Genomic DNA, 17,700 nt, shown 5'->3' on the forward strand with positions numbered 1-17,700 from the left:
TACGTGGAGGACGTCAAATGGGGGCTACTCATAAAGCTTGAGCCCACTTCGTGAACGCATCCAAGCGACGCTGCATATCTCTTCGGTAGAACACAGCGATCAATGGTTCAACGATCCATCCTAGAAGAGCAGGACGGGCCTTGAAGTTGTAGATAAAGCGAACTTCCGTCTTTCCGTCCTGCAGCGGTTTAAAGAGCCACGTTCCACCGAAATTGCTGAGGATCCATGGCCCCTTGGTCATTTGGACCGCGGCGTGCGTAGGGGGAGAAAACGCTATGTACTTCGATTCCATGACTGAGCCACTTCGATTCTTGCAATAAGACATGATGCCAACCGCCGCAGTTTCATGGCCCCCAATGAGGTATGCCTCGCAAAGATATCTATCCCATTCGAGTCTGCGTGTGTAGTCCTGAGAAAGCCAGAAGAGCATTGCAGCTGGCTTTGCGATGATGGAGGAAACGAAGACGCGCATATTCTGAGGGACAGTTCAATGCAGACGAAAGCTGTCGCTGGCGATGCCTCCCAATATTTGAGTGGGCTTGAGCTTGGAATTCAGTCCCAGCGATGGCTTCTGAGCGCGAGCAGAAGTGGGAGATCAACTGCTTCAATCGATGACTACAGGCGAGTTGTCAAGTCGCCACTCCAAACTGGCGCACCTAGATAGTGATCGTGCCTGTCAAATAACGAGCACAGTGACCGGCCACTTTGACGTTTGAATCGGTCACCTCGCAAAACAGGGTGCCTGTGCGCTGTGATGCCTGGTGCGCAATCAGGACCTTCTTATGGAGTTTCTCGGACCAGTATGGAGCAAGTGCTGCGTGTATGGAGCCGGTAACCGGATCTTCATCACCGCCGTTTGCCGGCCAGAAATAGCGGCTGACAAAATCGTAGGGCGCACCAACATCCGCAGGTGCCGTAACCACCACGTCCAATGGGCCCAAAGATTGGAGCAGTTCCAGGTTGGGTTTGACCGACCGGACGCTGGCTTCGGACGTATAGACAGCCATATAAGCCTGTTGATTCACCCAGACATTGTCGGGCGAGGGGCTTAGACCTTTGAGCAGGGCAGCAGGAACTTCGCTCAAGTGGCGCGCATCTCGGCGTGGGAAAGTCATAACGATGCGTCCCGTGTTCTCTTGTGTAGCGGTGACGTTGCCGACTGCCGCGGCCCAGAATGTGATGTTGCGTAGCTCTGGGTCAGCTTCAAAGAGAACAAAGGCGCTGGCTAGCGTTGCATGGCCACAGAATGCGATTTCCTTGAGCGGAGAGAACCACCGGATCTCATAGGCATTTCGCTCAGCGCTCCAAACCAGGAAGGAAGTTTCGGAGAGGTTGTTTTCCGTCGCGATGGCCTGAAGTGTGGGTGCCGCGAGCCAATCTTCGAGCAAGACAACTGCAGCCTGGTTGCCTTTGAACTGCACGGATGTGAATGCGTCAACGATGTGGATGGGAAGTTGCATGGTGAACGGGCCGATGAGGCGATTTGGGTGATCTGCTTGGTGCATGAACTTGCAACTGCGCTTGCTGACCCGCACTGCATCATTCCTGCGCCCAGCATGATAGTCGGGCCAACCAGGCTCTCGAGCGCTGTATTGCGAACGTCTGCTGTTGGCCGCCAGTATCACTTTTTGCCCGCCACCAATAGCAGCCTTTGAGCAATTGGCTGATGCCGGTCGAGTGACCGTTGTCGTGTAGCGGATCAAGCTCACCAAGCCCGCCAAAAGCCGACTTGAGAAACACATAACGAGCGACTGCCTGCACTTCGAAGGACTCCGCTTCGAGGCCGCGACCCTAGACCGTTCCACAAGGTCTGAGGTCAAGGGCAGGGTTTGCCAAGACAGCCAGGCGCACTTGTATCAGTTCCAGCAGCGCCCTGACACGCCCCGTCACGGAATGGCGATGGCTGTATGCCCCCAGCAATTGCAAAGGTGCAGGACGGAGGTCCAGTGGTACTTCCTGCAATCGGCCCGCAGCAAGGTCTTCCTGGCAAGGATAGGCCGCCACAATCGCGAATCCTATGCCTTGCCGTGCGCCAGCCACGGCCAGTTCTCCGCTGTTGACGCGGTAGCGGCTGCGGACCGGTACCTTGACGATTTCGCCCGCAGCATCCTGAAACTGCCAGGGCTGGCCCTTCAGTGCACTGAGGGTGGTGATGCAGGGCAGAGACTTCAGTTCGCGCACATGGCGTGGCATGCCGGTCCTGGCCAGCAAGGAGGGGGCGGCAACCACGATGCTGGGCAGTGTGGCCAGTTCGCGGGTGATGAAAGCGCTGTCCTCCTGATGGCCCCGGTGGAAGATGATGCAGAGATCAACGTCCTCTCGAAGCACCTCCAGTCCTGTCATCCGGGTATCGCATTCGAGCTCGATGCCTGGATGGAGGCTACAGAATTCGGCGAGGATGGGAGCAAGCAGTCTTGGTGCCTCCCCGGGCATGCATATCTTCAGAGGGCCACGCAGTTCTCGCCGTACCGCAGCAAGCTCATCCTGCGTGGCAAGCAGCGTGTCGAGCAAGGGCTTTGCGCGTTCGTAGAGCAGCCGACCGGCTTCCGTCATGCGCAGATGGCGGGTGCTTCGCTCCAGCAGGCGTGTGCCGAGCTTGCTTTCCAGTGCGGCAACGTGGCGGCTGACGTTGGACGAAGGCATGGCCAATAGACGCGATGCGCCAGCAAAGCTTTGCTCATCAACAACTGCCGCATAGACGCGGACAGTATTCAGATCAAGTGCATCGCGCATTGATTATCCCGATTGAGGTATGAAAACGTCCCAATTTTGCATGCTAGTTCTCTGTGGTGGCGAAATCTAAGATGCTCTTTTGCCCGATGTGAAGGGGTGGAGCGTGCACCGGTCACTGTATGAATAAGGAGATCTTCAGCGTGGAAATTGGAATACTTGGCGGCGGCATTGCGGGCCTGAGCGTGGCATTGGCTTTGCGCAAGCAGGGTTACAACCCTAGGATCTATGAGCGCCGTGCGGGGCCGGCAACCATGGGGGCTGGCGTGACGCTCTGGCCCAATGCCAGCTTTGTGCTGGAAGAACTGGGACTGCTGCAAGACATCGACGCCATCGGCGGTCGACCGCTGACCATGCGTCGTCAGGATGCTGCGGGCAATGCATTGGGGGGGCTCGATATCGGTTTGCTTGACCGGGCGATGGGATACCCAACCTACACGGTGTTGCGCAGCCATTTGCAGGAGGTGTTGCTGGACCATGCGGCACGGGCGGGGATTCCGGTGGAGTTCGGGCGCCGGGCAGTGGCCATTGAGCTGGATGCCCATGGCAAAGCCGTGGCGCATTTCGAAAATGGCGCGAGCATCCGCCCGGATCTGCTCATTGGCGCCGACGGCCGCATGGAGTCGGTGGCGCGCAAGTTTGTCGCGGGTGACAACACACCTGTCTACCAGGGCTTCGTGAACTGGATCGGCGTGGCGCAAGCGCCGCATGCGCTGGTGGACGACATTTCGATTCAGGATTTCTGGGGGGCGGGCGAGCGCTTTGGTTGCGTGCCAATTCGACCCGAGCTGGTGTATTGGGCTGCGGCGCAGGCGCGGCCCCTCTATGAGGCCACGCCCACTGCAGATATGCGCAACGAGGTCGAGAAGCTGTTCGCGCAATGGCCTGAGCCGGTCTCGGCAATCATCCGGGCCACGCCCGAAAATGCCATCCGGCTGATTGCGGTGCATGACCTGGAGCCGCTGCATACATGGAGTCGATCGAATGTGCTGCTGGTCGGGGATGCCGCACACGCGCCCTTGCCGACGTCGGGGCAAGGCGCCTGTCAGGCGCTCGAGGACGCATGGCATCTGGCCCGATGCCTGGATAGTGCGAGCGGAGACCTGGAAGAGACCTTCCAGGCGTTTACGAACATTCGCGCTCCCAAAACGACCAGGCTGGCGGAACAGGGCAGGGTCTTCGCACGCGGCTTGTTCGCCATGGATCCTGAAACCTGTCGCATTCGCAACGAAAGAGCCAAGGCGTCCGATCCTGTGCGTGACGTGCAGATCCTGGCAGTTGGATGGGGACAGGGGCTACCGATGCTGGATGGCGCAGATAGCACATCAGCGGAGGGCGGCGGCGTTGGCAGCCTGTACCGCATTGAATGACGGGTGTCCGTTATGCAACTGGGCGTGCTGCAGTTCGGCAAGCGGTATCCGGACGGCCTGCTCCAACTACGTCCTTACGCATGTACAGTAAATGCCTTTGGAGACCGCTGAAATCCAGCAGTGAAAGCAGTTTGTCCTCATGAGCAAAGCAAACTCCGCACAGTCCGTTCGTATACGAATACTGGTGGTCGATACCCCACCTGAAGTCTGGTTCGCAGTGCAGCGCGGCAAGTCGGACTTGCTCGATCCATTGGACGGTCAGCAAGAGCCTCTTCGATTCGAGTTCTCGCTTCGCTTGGGATCGCCCCTCGCAACGGGCGCATTCAATTTCCTGGGTGAGTTCGCGCAGGGCCCATCTTCCGAACGTTTCGTTTACATCAATTCCGGCACTCTTGCGGGGCAGGCTGGCTCGCCCTGGACTCGTCGCGCCAAGCTGAAGCTGGCGTCTATTCCCCAGGAAGTCGTTGACGCCGCACTCTCCTCTGGAGGAGTCATTGAGGCACGCGTTCAGGGGACGATGGGAGACGGCGGCCCTGTTTGCGCTTCGCTGAAGCCGCATGCAGTTGTCTGGGCGGTAGCAAACGATGCGGCCTAGCCTTCGATCAATCTGTTCGTGCATGCTTTCTCCAGAATGAGAAAAGCCCGCTATTGCGGGCTGTGAGTGTTGGTGGCGGGCGAGGCCGATGTTCGACCTGCGCCTCCTTTGGAGGCTAGTCTGGTTTCGTTGTCTGTTTGGATTGGCTGTTTTTTGTCAGCATGGGAATCACGCTCAGGATAAGAAGCGCAAAGATTGTGCTGATGACTGCTGTTGCCTCTTCACCGAGTCCTGCGCATACGCCGATGGCAGCCGTGAGCCAAAGTCCGGCTGCCGTGGTCAGGCCCTTTACATGAGGAGCTGAATTCTCACCATCAGATTTAAGGATCGCCCCGGCGCCGAGAAAGCCGACGCCAGTGATGACCCCTTGCACTACTCGTGCAGCATTCGCTGTATCCACACCAGACTGCAGCGACACCAGCACGACCAAAGATGATCCCATTGCCACCAGCATATGGGTGCGTAAGCCAGCAGCTTTTCCGTTGGCCTCACGTTGCCAGCCGAGGAGCCCACCCAGGACGGCCGCCAGAAACAGGCGAACCACGATTCTTGTCGCTTGGGCAGCGTCTGGGACATCTGAAAACTCACTGGCAATGGTGCTGGTGATGGTATTGAGCGTGTCATTCATTGATGGGTCCTTTGATCGGTGCACAACCGGCGATGAAACGAAGTGCAGGCAAGCATGCAAAGCCATTTTTGTCGGGCCGTAGAAATTGAGGAGTAGGTAGAGGTCTCCAGAAAGCAAAAAGCCCGCTCAGTGGCGGGCTAAGGTAATGGATGGTTTGTGTTGTTTGCCAAAGGTTTACGCAGCAGGAGTGGGCGCTTTACACCGAGGCAATAAAACGGACTCTGCGGAATCAGCCGCGCAGTACAGGAGACCCGAATGCCTTACATCGCAAATTTCTTTGGTGTGCAGCTGATTGCGCTTGTTGTCCTGTATGTCTGGTACAAGCTATCCACGCATTGAGCGGGTCGGTTGAGTACAGGTCGGCTCCAGAAAGCCAAAGCCCGCTCAGTGGCGGGCATATACCAGCAACGAAAAGGCTAACTGCGCGCTCTGACTGCTTGTGAATACTTTTCAAGTTGGTCGAGCAGGTGCTCATACAGCGCATCAGTGGCCATTGAGTTCAATACATCTGCCTTCACTGATTCGGCGCGCTGATGGAAGTTGGTTTGCAAAGTGCTCAATTGTTTGTCATCTAGCGTTTTGATCAGTGCAACGAGGAGCGCTTCCTGCGCCAAAAGTTGTCCTTTCATCGCTCTCATTTGAGTACTTTGATTTCCGAGGAACTCCATTCGATCCTTCTTAATTCGTGACTTGCATCAAGGATCGGGAATTATGGTGAGCGCAACTGTCTTGAAGTTGACACTCTCCTTTTGTTGGGTGACACAAAAGTTGCCATGACGTGTGCAAAGACTGCTGAGGTTGATCCAGTGTTCACGCCACCATCTTTTTAATCTCCAGCAAGTGGACGTCCAGCCGACCCGTCTTGATGGCCATCTTCTTGCATTGCTGGGCAGCCTCTTGAAGGATGTAGGACTTGCTGCGCACTGCAGTGCGCTTGGCAGTGCGAAGCCATGCAGCCTCATCAAACCTCCGGCAGTTTGCCGCCTGCCTTCCGAAGCCTCTCATGTGCCTGCTTTGCCTCGTCCAGCAGACCAGGCACGATACTTGAGAAGCGCCAGCCCTTGTGCATAGACGCAGCATCTGCTTGGCGGCCAGGCGCTCAAGCTCAGCTCCTTGGGCACGCATGGTTGGCATTCGAGTGGCAGAAATAGGATCGCCGTTGTGGTTCACAAAAGTCAGGCTCATGGAGGTCCCCAAAGAAAAAACTGCTCAATGGCGTGCCGTTCAGATTTAAAAGTTGGCGCTTGGGAGCACTGAAAATTGCGGCTCAAGCGTTGCGGCTCCCGTCATGGATAACGCGCTGCTTGTTGTGGGCTGGGGTGATGCGGTACCTTACAGGTTGGGTCGATTGCGCCAGCATGGTAGGTCTGACTGCTTTGCTCCTTCAGGAGCGAGATTTTGGTCGGACTGCCGTGGATCTCAACGCGCAGGTTCCCAACTAGGAGCTGGCCATGGAAACGATTGAGCAAATGGCTGAAAGACACATACGCGAGTCCGAAGCTGATCTGATTCATATCGATGTGTTGATGAAGCGTGCACAGAAGATGAGTGCAAACGCCGCAGATCAAGCAGAAGCCGAGATGCTTTTGGAGCAGGCCGCCAAGCAGCGCGCAAAGTTAGATCAACATTTGACGGCCTTAAGAAGCCAGCAAGAGTCTGACCACGAGAAGCTGGCCGAGGAAGGGGCGCGCTTCAGAGAGGCGCTTGGGAAAATACGGTCGAATCTCGAAGTAATGCTGGCTTCCTGGCTGTGATTGCGCAGTGCTCGCGCTGACAGACTGTGACTTACGCGATGTCGGCGGCTATCGGTCGTGCGGTAGCCCTTAAGTGGCATAGCTCCAGAAAAAAGCCACCGAATTGGTGGCGGATGGGGATAGACGGGTGCTGAAGTCGCGGCAGCACTTTCAGGCATTGCACAGTCTTGTCATCCAGCCACTCGGCATGCCTGCTCGGGCAGGCGAACTCATCGCGCAGGTTCTGGGCGATGGTCTGGGGCTCATCGGCCTGGGTACCCGGAATGGCAAGCCAAGCCAGACCCAGGCAGATGGCAACGATCAAGATCAGGGCTTCAGACTGATATATTGAAATGCAACAACACTTAAGAAACCATCATGCCCGGCTTTGAGAACTGGATTGCCTTCGGCCTTATTTCCCTTGGTATGGTCCTCACTCCAGGACCAAACATGGTCTATTTGATTTCCCGCTCGATATGCCAGGGACGTACCGCCGGGCTTATTTCCCTAGGCGGAGTTGCTCTCGGTTTCCTGTTCTACATGATGTGCGCGGCACTGGGCATTACGGCAATCGTCATGGCGGTTCCGTATGCCTACGACGCGTTGCGCATTGGCGGGGCTCTGTACCTGATCTATCTGGCTTGGCAAGCCGTAAAGCCAGGCGGCCGCTCTCCGTTCGAAGTCAAGAATCTTCCGCAGGACGGCCCAAAGAAGCTGTTCCTTATGGGGTTCCTAACCAACCTTCTCAACCCGAAGATCGCCGTCATGTATCTGTCGCTGCTGCCACAATTCATCACCCCTGAACATGGCAGTGTGCTCTTTCAGTCCTTGGTTCTGGGCTTCACCCAGATTGTGATCAGCGTGAGTGTGAACGCCACCATCGCCATGCTTGCAGGATCGATAGCAGTGTTTCTCTCCGGTCGTCCGACGTGGATCTTGGTCCAGCGATGGTTGATGGGAACGGTCCTTGCTGGCCTGGCCGTTCGTATGTTGACCGAAGCAAAAAAGTAGCAATTTGACGAGCCACCTTAGGTCGTATTGCGACCGCCACAGATCGGCCTAAAGTGGACTGCGAAGTGAAGGGCAAGCAGTCACATGAAGCACCTTTCACTTCATCCGACTGGCAACCGCAAGGTGACACTTTCCTCGATGCGCTCATTTTGAAAATGACTCATACCGCAGGCAACACACGTATCAATTTATGTTTAGGGCTCACCCACGTTGCCCAAACATCAAGTCAACTCCAGCAGTCAACTCATTGACTGGTAGCTGCCGCAAAGCATTGCGCGCGTCAACAAGGGCCGAGTAGCCGTGAGCTCAATATGTGGGCTGGCTCATGGAACGTGTTCGTTTCCTTTGGCTACTTTTAGCCTGACTTCATGGACTAAAGTCAATCCTTCAATCCTTTAGCTGATTATCGAGAGTCAACTGAGGGTCGGCCTGAGCCGGTGCTGCCAGCTAGAAGCAGTCACCTCCGACCATTGCCATGCCTCGATTCGTATTGATCCAAGTGAAAAAATCATTGAACCCTTCATTGAGGGATACCGCATGAAAGCGTTTATCCCATTCTGCATTGCCTCGCTGTGCTCCGTAGTATCTGCTCAGACCAGCGTGCCCTCGGGCCGCATAATCCCGACTCCCATCTACGGCGTCACCGTGGACGATGTGAGCAGGCTTGGCGACATCACGCGCAGCCTATCGTCGCTGGCCTACCGGCCTACCACGCGCATCGTCTTCGATGAGTTCGTGAACCCGGACTATTACCGTAAGCCAGCAGTGGAAATCTCCAAAGTTTCCTATGTGATGGGTGAGATATTGGACTCGTACTACGTCAAGCAGTACAGCGTGGATGGATACATTCAACGGACTAATCAATACCTCAATGCGTTGTCGGATGTAGTGGATATTTGGGAAGTAGCCAACGAGGTCAACGGCGAGTGGCTGGGGGCCAATGCCGATGTGGTGGCGAAGATGACCAACGCCTACAACATCGTGAAGGCACAGAACAAGACGGCCGCGGTAACGCTCTACTACAACCAGGGCTGCTGGTCTCAACCCTCCAATGAAATGTTCAAGTGGGCTGAGGCCAATGTCCCTGCCTACATGAAGCAGGGTCTGGATTACGTCTGGATTTCCTACTATGAGGATGACTGCAATGGGCTCAAGCCCAACTGGCAGCAGGTGTTCGACAAGCTGCACGTGATGTTCCCCAATTCCAAGATCGGGTTCGGGGAAGTGGGTACCTCACGCAAGACCAAGAAGGCCGAGTACCTGACCCGCTATTACACGATGAAGATCACTACCCCGAATTACGTGGGCGGTCACTTCTGGTGGTACTTCAGGCAGGACATGGTGCCCGTCACCAAGGAGCTGTGGACTACCCTGAATGCGGCGATCAAGGCGGAGCCCCGGTAGGTTGGTGAAGCCTCCTCGCTTTCCTGTGCCACCTGAAACAGAGGTTGGGGAAACGTTTGACACGACACGCGACAGGGGGAATGCGGCCTAGCGATTCATGTGGGCGATGGTGGCTGTGGCGACGCAGTCAGCCATCGTCATTGAGTGCACCTCCTGCAACGATTCAAAGACATAGCAGTCGATCACCCCCGTTTTTGCAGGTGTGGTTGAAATGGGTGTACCGGCAACATTGATCATCTGTGTCAAATGCTCACTATCAGTGCGCCGACAGTTTCGATCAAGGGTTGACGGAGAAGATGACCATCTCTGGCTAACGAGGTTGAGCCCTGGCAGGCTCCTTTCGCAGCCGCTGTGCATCTCCAGACGACAGCTATAGAGCAAGCGGTGACCAGCATGCCGCCAACGAGAAGTGCAAGAGGGTCAGGCTGGCGCTCTCACACTGCCATACCTCGCGCCGCCATAAACTGCTGTCCCACAGCAGTGACCACCTCGGCGCGGGCCGCCGTGCGCAGCTGCACCAGGGCGATCTGGCGGCTTTCGGCTGCCTGGGGGATGGGCACTACCCGCAGCTGCGGGTTCCTGTCCCAGGCATGTCTGGCCAGAAGAGGCAGCATGGCCACGCCCATGCCGTCGCTCACGAGTTCCACGATAGTCTCGATCGAATTCAGCTCCATGAACTCCTGGGGCTTGGCGCGTAGCCGGCGCAGCGTGCGTTCGACCAGTTCGCCCGTATGTTCGGTACGGTCAAACCGGATGAACGGATAGCGCTCCACCATGGTTTCAGGGTCGGCCAACCGGGAGGAACGCGAGGTCAGCAGCACCATGGGCTCGGCGTACAGCGGTGTCCAGACCAGGGAAGGGCGCTTGAGGGCCGGGTCATGGACCACTACGGCAGCATCGAGTTCATGGTTTTCCACCTGGGCAATCAGCCGGTTGGACTTTCCCGATACCACATGCAGGTCCACAGCAGGGTGGTGGCGCTTGAGCTCCAGCGTGGCACGCACCAGCTCGCTCAGTGCCGAGACGATGGAGCCGAACTGCACGGTGCCGGCCAGTGGTGCGTCTGCCTGAGTGCCGTGCTTGGCCTGCTCGTACAGCGCTACCAGCTGCGTGGCTATGGGCATCAGCGCCCGGCCCTGCTCGTTGAGTGCCACCTGCTTGCCCGCGCGGGTGAAGAGCTTGCGCTTGAGGTCGGCTTCCAAGGTGCGCATCTGCAGACCCACGGCAACCTGGGTCAGGCCCACGCGATGTCCAGCCGCCGTGAACGAGCCTTCGGTGCAGACGGCCAGAAAAGTGCGAAGAATCCGCAGGCTTGGCATAAATGGTTTTCTTTCAAGAGACGGAAGAAAGTCCAGCTTTCACAAAGTTCTTTCTATCATCAAAATTCTTGTATTCAAACCTGCAAGCTGCATTAAATCTGGAGTTTCCTATGCGTGCACACATGTCCCGCCGGCTTTTCACCTGCTGCGCCACTTTGCTGACCTGCGGCGCCACGGGTCTGGCGACGCCGGCCCTGGCCGCCGACGTCTGGCCTTCACAGCCGATCAAGATTCTGGTGGGATTTGCCGCAGGCGGTGGCAACGACATCGTTGCGCGCATTCTGGCCAAGGAGCTGCAGCAGAGCCTGGGCCAGGCCGTGGTGGTCGAAAACAAGGGCGGCGCGGGCGGCCTGCTGGCCAACGAAATCGTGGCCAAGTCGCCCAAGAATGGCTACACCCTGCTGCTGGGCTCCATCGGCAGCAACACCATCGCCCCGGTGCTGGCCAAAAAGCTTTCCTACGACCCGCGCAAGGACCTGGAGCCGATCAGCCTGGTGGCCGAGTCGGGGAACGCGCTGCTGGTGAACGCCAAGCTGCCTTACACGTCGGTCAAGGAAATGATCGACATGGCGCGCAAGGAACCGGGAACCATCAACTACGCCTCTTCCGGCAACGGCTCGACCCTGCACCTGGCCGGCGCACTGTTAGCCCAGCAGGCGGGCGTGAACCTGGTGCATGTGCCTTACCGCGGCAATGGCCCTGCGATTGCCGATGTCGCCGCAGGCCAGGTCCATGTCATCTTCTCGGGTATTCCACCGGCCATTACCTCCGCCAAGACTGGCAAGACCCGCATTCTGGCAGTGACCACCAAGGAGCGCGTAAAAAGCCTGCCCAACGTGCCCACCGTAGCCGAAGCGGGCCTGCCGGGCTATGCCTTCACTTCCTGGTACGGTCTGTTTACCACTGGCGGCACGGATCCTGCGATCGTAGAGAAGCTCGCCAAGGAAGTGCGCAAGATCATAGCCCGTCCCGATGTGCGCGCGCAGTTCGAGGCCCAGGGGCTGACCCCCGAAACCAGCGACCCCAAGGCGTTCAAGGAACAAATCGACCGGGAGCTCACACGCTGGACCCGTGACGTCAAGGTTCTGGGCATCACCATCGACTGAATCCCGAAGGGTCAGCGCCCGTGTCAGGAACTTCCATGAATCTCCCTTTTTCTCCCGGCAACCCTTACCGCTCGGTGCGGGTTCCCGTTTTCGCACGCAATGGCGTGTCAACCTCTCACCCCTTGGGCGCGCAAGCCGGCTTGCGCATGCTGTGGGCCGGCGGCAATGCCGTCGACGCAGCCATCGCGGCAGCGGCCGTGATGGCCATCGTCGAACCTGTCAGCAACGGACTGGGCTCGGACGCGTTCTGCATTCTGTGGGACGGCGCGCAGCTGCACGGCCTCAATGCCTCGGGCCGTGCTCCCCAGGGCTGGACGCCCGAATATTTCGAAAAGAGATACGGCAAGCAGGCCAAGCCCCCGCGCCGCGGCGTGGATTCGATCACCGTGCCCGGCGCCGTCAGCGCCTGGGTCGCCTTGCACGAGCGTTTTGGCAAACTGCCGTTCGCCAGCCTGATGGAGCCTGCGGCTGAAATCGCCGAACGCGGCTACCTGGTGCCGCCCGTGGTGCAACAGAAGTGGGCTGCGGGCGCTCCCGAGCTGCAAGCTCAGCCGGGATTCTCCCTGAGCTTTCTGCCCTCCGGCCGGCCACCTGCCGTGGGCGAGTTGTTTCGCTTCCCTGCTGCCGCACGCGCGCTGCGCGCTATCGGCGCGAGCCAGGGCAAGGCGTTCTATGAAGGCGAGATCGCTTCGGCGGTCACCTCCTTTGTCCAGCAGCACGGCGGCTGCCTGAGCATGGCGGACATGGCCCAGCACAAAGCCGAATGGGTCACACCGGTGGCCAAGGACTACCGTGGCTACACCCTGCACGAGATTCCGCCTGGCGGCCAGGGCATTGCGGCGCAGATCGCGCTGGGCATCCTGTCGAATTTCGATCTGGCCAGCCTGCCCCTTGATGGCGTGGCTTCGCAGCATCTGCAGATCGAGGCCATGAAGCTGGCGTTCGCCGATGTCGACCGCTATGTGGCCGATGCCGGTATGGAAGTGACTACCGCGCAAATGCTTGACGACGCTTACCTGGCGTCGCGTGCCAAGCTCATAGATCCCCTGCGCGCACAAGATTTCAAGGCCGGTAATCCGGTGCAGGGCGGCACGATCTACCTGACCGCGGTCGATGAGAGCGGCATGATGGTCAGCTTCATCCAGAGCAACTTCGCGGGCTTTGGGTCGGGAGTGGTCGAGCCCAGCTTCGGCATCAGCCTGCAAAACCGCGGGTATGGGTTTAGCGCCGACCCGGACGGCCCCAACCGCGCGAACCTGGTGGGCCCGGGCAAGCGACCGTTTCACACCATCATTCCCGCCTTCCTGACCAAGGATGGCCAGCCGGTGATGAGCTTTGGTGTCATGGGCGGCAACATGCAGCCCCAGGGCCATATGCAGACGCTGGTACGCATGATCGACTACCGCCAGTCGCCCCAGGCCGCCTGCGACGCACCACGCTGGCGCTACAACGCGGGCCTGGCGCTCAATGTCGAAGCCGGTATGGATCCGGCCACTGTGGCTGGTCTGCAGGCCCTGGGGCACCAGCTGGAGGTCATTGATGATCCCTACCAGGACTTTGGCGCGGGCCAGTTCATCTGGCGCATGGGCGACCCCGCTGTCGAGGGCTACCAATTCGCCAGCGATCCACGCCGCGACGGGCTGGCTGCAGGCTTCTAGCAGCAGGTTTCCCGCTCCAGGCATGCCAGCCCTGAGTTTTCAGCCTTGATCGCAACGACCTGCGCCAGGGTGGAGCGAAGCCTAACCAGGCCCTCAAGCGCAAAAATTGGCTCCTGGAGGAGTACAGGCAGGGGAGGGCAGAGGGGCTGTCTGCAGAAGGTGCACTGCTGGTGCGGCTGCTCAGCCGCAGTTCCTTCTCCAGAGCGGAGGCGCTGTTGCATAAATCAGTGTTGGGTCAAGCAACCCCTGACCCCAGATGTGGCTATGCCGCAGTCACCGTTTGCGGATAGCCCAGTTCAGTGAACCGATTCAGAATGGCGGCCCGGATATGCAACTCACTGACCTGTCGCTCGAATGTGCGTGACATTACCCGCTCACCCGGTCGCTTGCCGCAATGCATCTTGGTCTCCACCAGGCTGCGTCGGTGATAGCCACTCCAGCTTTTCCATAGCTTGCGTCCAAAGCGCCTGCATGCGGGGATTGCCGCATTGCGACAGCAATCAGCCTGCAGCAGTCCGCTACACAAGGGGGCCGACGCCTCATGGCCGGTAGCGTGAGTGGGCGGATACGCGTCGAACATCTCTTCGCATCCGCTGAGCGGCCCATCAAATTCCGAAGGATCGCTTTGGGCCGATGTCCACGCAGACCGATCTGTGGGGCGGTCTGGCGTGGAGACCAATGTTGAAAAGGCCTTCGTTACTCACGGACACGTGCCGCAGACTGCTGCGACGCAGCCAGCAAGGGGCGGGCGCAGACCGCGCACAGGGCGCAGGCCGACCAGACCAATACCCAGCCCTGCAGCGACAGCAGATGCGGAATCATCATCGGTACGGCAAAACACACAATGAACACGCTGGTGTTGGCCATGCCCAAGGCCGTGCCAGCGCGACCGGCTCCGGCCAGGGTCGCCAGTTCGGTATAGGCCACACCATGCCAGGCAGAAACACAGATACCGGCACCGGCTGTCAAGACCAGCAGCAAGAGCGGGCCCGGCGCAATCCAGCATGCTGTCGCAAGCGCTGCAAAAAGCAGCATGCTCAGCCAGCTGCAGGCACTCAAATAGCTCTGGCGGTTTTGATGGCGGTCCGTCCAGCGACCACTCCAAACGCGCATCGCCATGGCTGCGCACTGGACGAGTGCCATGACGGCGGAGACCTGTTCAAGCTCGGCCTGGGCGAATTCGTGCAGGAAGACCGTGCCGAACGATAGCACTGCGAATTGCGGCGCACATAGCATGCCGATGCCGGCCACGGAGCGCCAGGCGCGAGCATCGCGCAATGGGCTGGCGCCGGTGGCGAGCTGGTGCGGTGCATGCTGCGCAGCATGCGGCGGCTCGTGCACCCATGCGGCGACGAGCAGCGCAGAGAGCAGGCAGAAGCTCGCCAGCACGGCGAACACGGCAACAAAGCCGCCATGCAAGGCCAGCGCAGGCAGCAGCAGCGCACCGATGGCGCCGCCGAGCGGCACTGCCGTCTGGCGTATGCTCATCGCCAGGCCTCGCTCGCCATCCGCAAACCAGGTCATCACGGCCCGCCCACTCGCGCCGTTGAGGCTGCCACCCAGCAGGCCAACCAGCACTAGGCCGCCTGCCAGCCATTGCAGACCGGGCATCTGCCCAGCCTCAGGCGTTGCCCAGACGGCCATCGCAGCCAACGCGAGCGCCGTGCCGATAAGACCGGTGAGCAGCACGGGGCGATCCCCCCAGCGATCGGTAAGCAAACCCCAGGGCAGCTCGCTCAATGCGATGCCCAGGCCCATGAGGCCCAGCATCAGGCCGAGTGTGCTGGTATCGAGCTGGTATGAAGAGCGCATCATCACAGCTGTCATCGGGATTCCGCTGAAGGCGGTCGAAAAAGCGGCATTGGCGAGAACGCCTGCGGCCAATACCTTCCAGCGATGGCTTGGAAGGGTGACGGGCAGCGCAGGCAGCGAGAGACATTCGGAAGAGTTCATGCCGCGCAGTGTGCTGGTGTCCAACCATTTTGAAAATCAAATAATATTGAAGCAACCATCCTGATTTTTGGGATGATTGAAAGGGCTTGTGTGTCTCGTGTGCTCTACGACCTGGATGTGCTGCGTAGTTTTTCGACAGGGGTCGCGCTCGGCAGCTTCGCGCGTGCCGCGGACAAGCTGGGGCGCTCGACTTCGGCGATCAGTGCCCAGTTGAAGAAGCTGGAGGCCCAATGCGGCACGCCGCTGCTGCGCAAGGCTGGGCGTGGTCTCGAACTCACAGAGGCCGGTGAGACCCTGCTGGCCTATGCGCATCGCCTGCTGGACCTCAATGACGAGGCCGTGGCGGCGGTCAGCGGCAGCCAGCTGCGAGGACTGGTCCGGCTTGGACTTCAGGAGGATCTTGGCGAAGCACTGTTGCCGGCCGTGCTGGGCCGCTTTGCCAGGGCGCATCCTCAGGTGCGTATCGAGGCCTGCGTGGGGCGCAGCGACGAGTTGCGTGAACGCTTTGCTCAGGGACAGCTGGACCTGGCAATGCTCTGGGATGTCGGCGCGGATCTGTCCGGCATCCATGCCGAAACCGTGATGCGTCTGCCCCTGCATTGGATAGGGCCTGCCGCGCCCGAGGTTCTGGACAGCCTTGGCTGCTTGCAACCGGATCAAGAGGGCAAGCCGAAAACACTGGCTCTGGTGATGCTGGAGGAGCCTTGCCCGCTGCGCGAGCTGGTCACAGCCGTGCTGGAGCGAGCCGGGATTGCCTGGCGGCACGCCTTCAGCAGTGCCAGTCTTGGACCGATCTGGGCTGCGACCTCAGCGGGCCTGGGGCTGTCGGTGCGCACGCCCTTCGGCCTGCCGTCACATGTGCGCAGCTACGCGCCAGAGGAAATCGGCTTGCCGCATCTGCCCACCATGGACCTGGTGCTTGGGCGTTCCCACTCTCTTTTGGATCCATCCGCAGAGCGCTTGGCTACTTTACTGGTCGAGGCCGTACGTGCGCACACAATCTTTCCGGCCACTGAGGCTGTGCCAGCGTCCTTCAACGAGCTGAGACTCAAACCTAGCCTCCCTGATCCAGCGGCGGTCCAACAGGGTTGATGATGAGTTGGCAGTATCCGGTGCGTCGTGCTCGATCCTCTGCGGCTGGAACTGCCTAATTCGCTCCGTGTGCTCGGATGACCGCCATGTAGCTGAACCGGTAGGTCACGACGCACACATGAACAGCAACTGCCGTTTGAACTGACTGCTCAGGGACGGCAACGGGTCGTGAACAGTCCTTGGCCGATGGCTGCTACCACGCCAGGAGCCGTCCTCGGATGTGTTCTCGCCAGTGGCTGCTTCAGGCGATTGCCGTCATTGATACAGCCAAGTCCACCAACCACCTCATGACACTCTCGGCCGCTCGAGCCTGCGAGCATGATCTCTGTGGGGGGGCGCGCTCACACCCTGGCGAGGAAGGCCGCCGCATCACCCGCTTCACACTTCCAGTCTGCGAAGACCCCAACCAGATTGCATTCCACGCAGTGGCAAGCGATGTAGTACCAGCGCACATCATGTGTGCCCTCGTACACGGAGACGCCGGACATCAGCTCGAACACCTCGTTCTCGCACACGCACTCGTGCGCCTCGGGGGCGGCCTCTTCAATGTAGTCCGCGCTGTCGCCCATCAGGTGCTTTTGCCCGCAGTCGGTGCAGGTGCGGATTGCCACGCCGGCTTCTTCATCGGTCTGCAGCGCAAAAGTCCGGCACCCGCAATTGCATTTGGACGAGGCAAACCGGACGGCCTCATGGCGATTCGCAACGCTGTAGCTGCGCAGCTCGGCTTGGGTGTCGCCGGACGTCGTCCCGTACCAGAACTCGCCCTTCTTCGTCAGTGCCATTGATACTGTTCCAATCTTCAAGGTGGGTTTCCCGGCAGACCTGACGCCAAGCTTGCCCAATCATCTGGATTTTGCCTGAAGGCGCGGTGAATCGTCGCCGAGGGGCCGGGTCGCGGTGGTCTCCGACAAGGACTGCGGAAATCCTTGAATGCCGATTCTTGGAGATTGCAGCCCAGAGTCCATCAAGTTCAGCTGTTGATCGCCGCCGACATTCGAGGTTGAAGCCCCTACGTTAGCTCTCAGCTTGAAGCAGTCGGCCAAGCAGCCTTCGCGAACGCCTGCTCCTGGCCGAGGCCGGGCCTGTCCACTTGTGAGCGCA

At 59.2% G+C, this 17,700-nt stretch carries 19 protein-coding genes and 1 pseudogene; 8 read left to right on the top strand and 12 right to left on the bottom strand.

The annotated features are described in order from the left end of the window. Positions 1-28: 28 nt before the first annotated feature. From ACLBXN_RS18210 to ACLBXN_RS18220, 3 genes are all read right to left on the bottom strand, one after another. On the bottom strand, positions 29-472 hold the full coding sequence (locus ACLBXN_RS18210; RefSeq protein WP_447613058.1) for an SRPBCC family protein: 444 nt from the start codon (positions 470-472) through the stop codon (positions 29-31). Between the two features lie 184 nt (positions 473-656). Beyond that, entirely contained in the window at positions 657-1,709 is a 1,053-nt protein-coding gene (locus tag ACLBXN_RS18215) for a PhzF family phenazine biosynthesis protein (protein ID WP_447613059.1), read from the bottom strand. Between the two features lie 82 nt (positions 1,710-1,791). Next, positions 1,792-2,733, bottom strand: a complete 942-nt coding sequence (locus tag ACLBXN_RS18220; RefSeq protein WP_447613060.1) for a LysR family transcriptional regulator — start codon at positions 2,731-2,733, stop codon at positions 1,792-1,794. Between the two features lie 140 nt (positions 2,734-2,873). On the opposite strand from ACLBXN_RS18220, the gene ACLBXN_RS18225 reads away from it, so the two are divergent. After that, positions 2,874-4,100, top strand: coding sequence for an FAD-dependent monooxygenase (locus tag ACLBXN_RS18225; RefSeq protein ID WP_447613133.1), 1,227 nt, complete (start codon positions 2,874-2,876; stop codon positions 4,098-4,100). 139 nt (positions 4,101-4,239) lie between these two features. Then, a complete protein-coding gene (locus tag ACLBXN_RS18230) occupies positions 4,240-4,695 on the top strand; it encodes a DUF5990 family protein (protein WP_447613061.1) in 456 nt (151 codons plus the stop codon). Between the two features lie 115 nt (positions 4,696-4,810). On the opposite strand, the gene ACLBXN_RS18235 is transcribed toward ACLBXN_RS18230, so the two are convergent. The 3 genes from ACLBXN_RS18235 to ACLBXN_RS18245 form a co-directional block, all read right to left on the bottom strand. Beyond that, on the bottom strand, positions 4,811-5,323 hold the full coding sequence (locus ACLBXN_RS18235) for an MgtC/SapB family protein (RefSeq protein ID WP_211459257.1): 513 nt from the start codon (positions 5,321-5,323) through the stop codon (positions 4,811-4,813). 416 nt (positions 5,324-5,739) lie between these two features. Then, positions 5,740-5,991: a hypothetical protein gene (locus ACLBXN_RS18240; RefSeq protein ID WP_447613062.1), complete on the bottom strand. Its 252-nt coding sequence runs from the start codon at positions 5,989-5,991 to the stop codon at positions 5,740-5,742. 142 nt (positions 5,992-6,133) lie between these two features. Continuing rightward, on the bottom strand, positions 6,134-6,508 hold the full coding sequence (locus ACLBXN_RS18245; protein ID WP_447613063.1) for a hypothetical protein: 375 nt from the start codon (positions 6,506-6,508) through the stop codon (positions 6,134-6,136). 266 nt (positions 6,509-6,774) lie between these two features. Between ACLBXN_RS18245 and ACLBXN_RS18250 the strand changes: the two genes are divergently transcribed. After that, the gene (locus tag ACLBXN_RS18250; protein WP_343677461.1) at positions 6,775-7,077 is read left to right on the top strand and encodes a hypothetical protein; all 303 of its coding nucleotides are present in this window, start codon (positions 6,775-6,777) and stop codon (positions 7,075-7,077) included. Between the two features lie 31 nt (positions 7,078-7,108). On the opposite strand, the gene ACLBXN_RS18255 is transcribed toward ACLBXN_RS18250, so the two are convergent. Further along, complete coding sequence (locus tag ACLBXN_RS18255; protein WP_447613064.1) at positions 7,109-7,381, bottom strand: hypothetical protein; 273 nt, start codon at positions 7,379-7,381, stop codon at positions 7,109-7,111. 53 nt (positions 7,382-7,434) lie between these two features. Here ACLBXN_RS18255 and ACLBXN_RS18260 point away from each other — a divergent pair, with 53 nt between their 5' ends. Both ACLBXN_RS18260 and ACLBXN_RS18265 read left to right on the top strand, forming a co-directional pair. Beyond that, on the top strand, positions 7,435-8,067 hold the full coding sequence (locus ACLBXN_RS18260) for a LysE family translocator (protein ID WP_447613065.1): 633 nt from the start codon (positions 7,435-7,437) through the stop codon (positions 8,065-8,067). Positions 8,068-8,604: 537 nt separating this feature from the next. Next, positions 8,605-9,471, top strand: a complete 867-nt coding sequence (locus ACLBXN_RS18265) for a hypothetical protein (RefSeq protein WP_343677463.1) — start codon at positions 8,605-8,607, stop codon at positions 9,469-9,471. An 87-nt stretch (positions 9,472-9,558) separates the two neighbouring features. On the opposite strand, the gene ACLBXN_RS18270 is transcribed toward ACLBXN_RS18265, so the two are convergent. Both ACLBXN_RS18270 and ACLBXN_RS18275 read right to left on the bottom strand, forming a co-directional pair. After that, entirely contained in the window at positions 9,559-9,708 is a 150-nt protein-coding gene (locus ACLBXN_RS18270; protein ID WP_407713528.1) for a hypothetical protein, read from the bottom strand. A gap of 197 nt (positions 9,709-9,905) precedes the next feature. Continuing rightward, positions 9,906-10,790, bottom strand: coding sequence for a LysR family transcriptional regulator (locus tag ACLBXN_RS18275; protein ID WP_343677464.1), 885 nt, complete (start codon positions 10,788-10,790; stop codon positions 9,906-9,908). 122 nt (positions 10,791-10,912) lie between these two features. On the opposite strand from ACLBXN_RS18275, the gene ACLBXN_RS18280 reads away from it, so the two are divergent. After that, the gene (locus ACLBXN_RS18280) at positions 10,913-11,896 is read left to right on the top strand and encodes a Bug family tripartite tricarboxylate transporter substrate binding protein (RefSeq protein ID WP_249334699.1); all 984 of its coding nucleotides are present in this window, start codon (positions 10,913-10,915) and stop codon (positions 11,894-11,896) included. 35 nt (positions 11,897-11,931) lie between these two features. After that, positions 11,932-13,554 (top strand): gamma-glutamyltransferase family protein, encoded by a 1,623-nt coding sequence (locus tag ACLBXN_RS18285; RefSeq protein ID WP_447613066.1) that lies wholly within the window; start codon positions 11,932-11,934, stop codon positions 13,552-13,554. Between the two features lie 262 nt (positions 13,555-13,816). On the opposite strand, the pseudogene ACLBXN_RS18290 reads toward ACLBXN_RS18285, so the two are convergent. Together ACLBXN_RS18290 and ACLBXN_RS18295 are read right to left on the bottom strand one after the other, a co-directional pair. Next, a pseudogene (locus tag ACLBXN_RS18290) lies at positions 13,817-14,047 on the bottom strand (IS5/IS1182 family transposase); the annotation flags it as partial. A 203-nt stretch (positions 14,048-14,250) separates the two neighbouring features. Beyond that, the gene (locus tag ACLBXN_RS18295; protein ID WP_447613067.1) at positions 14,251-15,507 is read right to left on the bottom strand and encodes an MFS transporter; all 1,257 of its coding nucleotides are present in this window, start codon (positions 15,505-15,507) and stop codon (positions 14,251-14,253) included. A gap of 90 nt (positions 15,508-15,597) precedes the next feature. Between ACLBXN_RS18295 and ACLBXN_RS18300 the strand changes: the two genes are divergently transcribed. Then, positions 15,598-16,599, top strand: coding sequence for a LysR substrate-binding domain-containing protein (locus tag ACLBXN_RS18300; protein ID WP_447613068.1), 1,002 nt, complete (start codon positions 15,598-15,600; stop codon positions 16,597-16,599). Between the two features lie 341 nt (positions 16,600-16,940). Here the strand turns inward: ACLBXN_RS18300 and ACLBXN_RS18305 are convergent, their stop codons facing one another. Further along, complete coding sequence (locus ACLBXN_RS18305; protein ID WP_447613069.1) at positions 16,941-17,381, bottom strand: hypothetical protein; 441 nt, start codon at positions 17,379-17,381, stop codon at positions 16,941-16,943. Positions 17,382-17,700 lie beyond the last annotated feature (319 nt).

The organism is Comamonas sp. C24C (genome assembly GCF_053345995.1).

Bases quoted from the DNA above. Each gene is read 5' to 3' on its own strand.
- ACLBXN_RS18230 (WP_447613061.1), top strand. From the start codon at position 4,240: ATGAGCAAAGCAAACTCCGCACAGTCCGTTCGTATACGAATACTGGTG.
- ACLBXN_RS18245 (WP_447613063.1), bottom strand. From the start codon at position 6,508: ATGAGCCTGACTTTTGTGAACCACAACGGCGATCCTATTTCTGCCACT.
- ACLBXN_RS18250 (WP_343677461.1), top strand. From the start codon at position 6,775: ATGGAAACGATTGAGCAAATGGCTGAAAGACACATACGCGAGTCCGAA.
- ACLBXN_RS18260 (WP_447613065.1), top strand. From the start codon at position 7,435: ATGCCCGGCTTTGAGAACTGGATTGCCTTCGGCCTTATTTCCCTTGGT.
- ACLBXN_RS18305 (WP_447613069.1), bottom strand. From the start codon at position 17,381: ATGGCACTGACGAAGAAGGGCGAGTTCTGGTACGGGACGACGTCCGGC.
- ACLBXN_RS18265 (WP_343677463.1), top strand. From the start codon at position 8,605: ATGAAAGCGTTTATCCCATTCTGCATTGCCTCGCTGTGCTCCGTAGTA.
- ACLBXN_RS18280 (WP_249334699.1), top strand. From the start codon at position 10,913: ATGTCCCGCCGGCTTTTCACCTGCTGCGCCACTTTGCTGACCTGCGGC.
- ACLBXN_RS18275 (WP_343677464.1), bottom strand. From the start codon at position 10,790: ATGCCAAGCCTGCGGATTCTTCGCACTTTTCTGGCCGTCTGCACCGAA.
- ACLBXN_RS18295 (WP_447613067.1), bottom strand. From the start codon at position 15,507: ATGAACTCTTCCGAATGTCTCTCGCTGCCTGCGCTGCCCGTCACCCTT.
- ACLBXN_RS18285 (WP_447613066.1), top strand. From the start codon at position 11,932: ATGAATCTCCCTTTTTCTCCCGGCAACCCTTACCGCTCGGTGCGGGTT.
- ACLBXN_RS18270 (WP_407713528.1), bottom strand. From the start codon at position 9,708: ATGATCAATGTTGCCGGTACACCCATTTCAACCACACCTGCAAAAACG.
- ACLBXN_RS18240 (WP_447613062.1), bottom strand. From the start codon at position 5,991: ATGGAGTTCCTCGGAAATCAAAGTACTCAAATGAGAGCGATGAAAGGA.
- ACLBXN_RS18235 (WP_211459257.1), bottom strand. From the start codon at position 5,323: ATGAATGACACGCTCAATACCATCACCAGCACCATTGCCAGTGAGTTT.
- ACLBXN_RS18220 (WP_447613060.1), bottom strand. From the start codon at position 2,733: ATGCGCGATGCACTTGATCTGAATACTGTCCGCGTCTATGCGGCAGTT.
- ACLBXN_RS18210 (WP_447613058.1), bottom strand. From the start codon at position 472: ATGCGCGTCTTCGTTTCCTCCATCATCGCAAAGCCAGCTGCAATGCTC.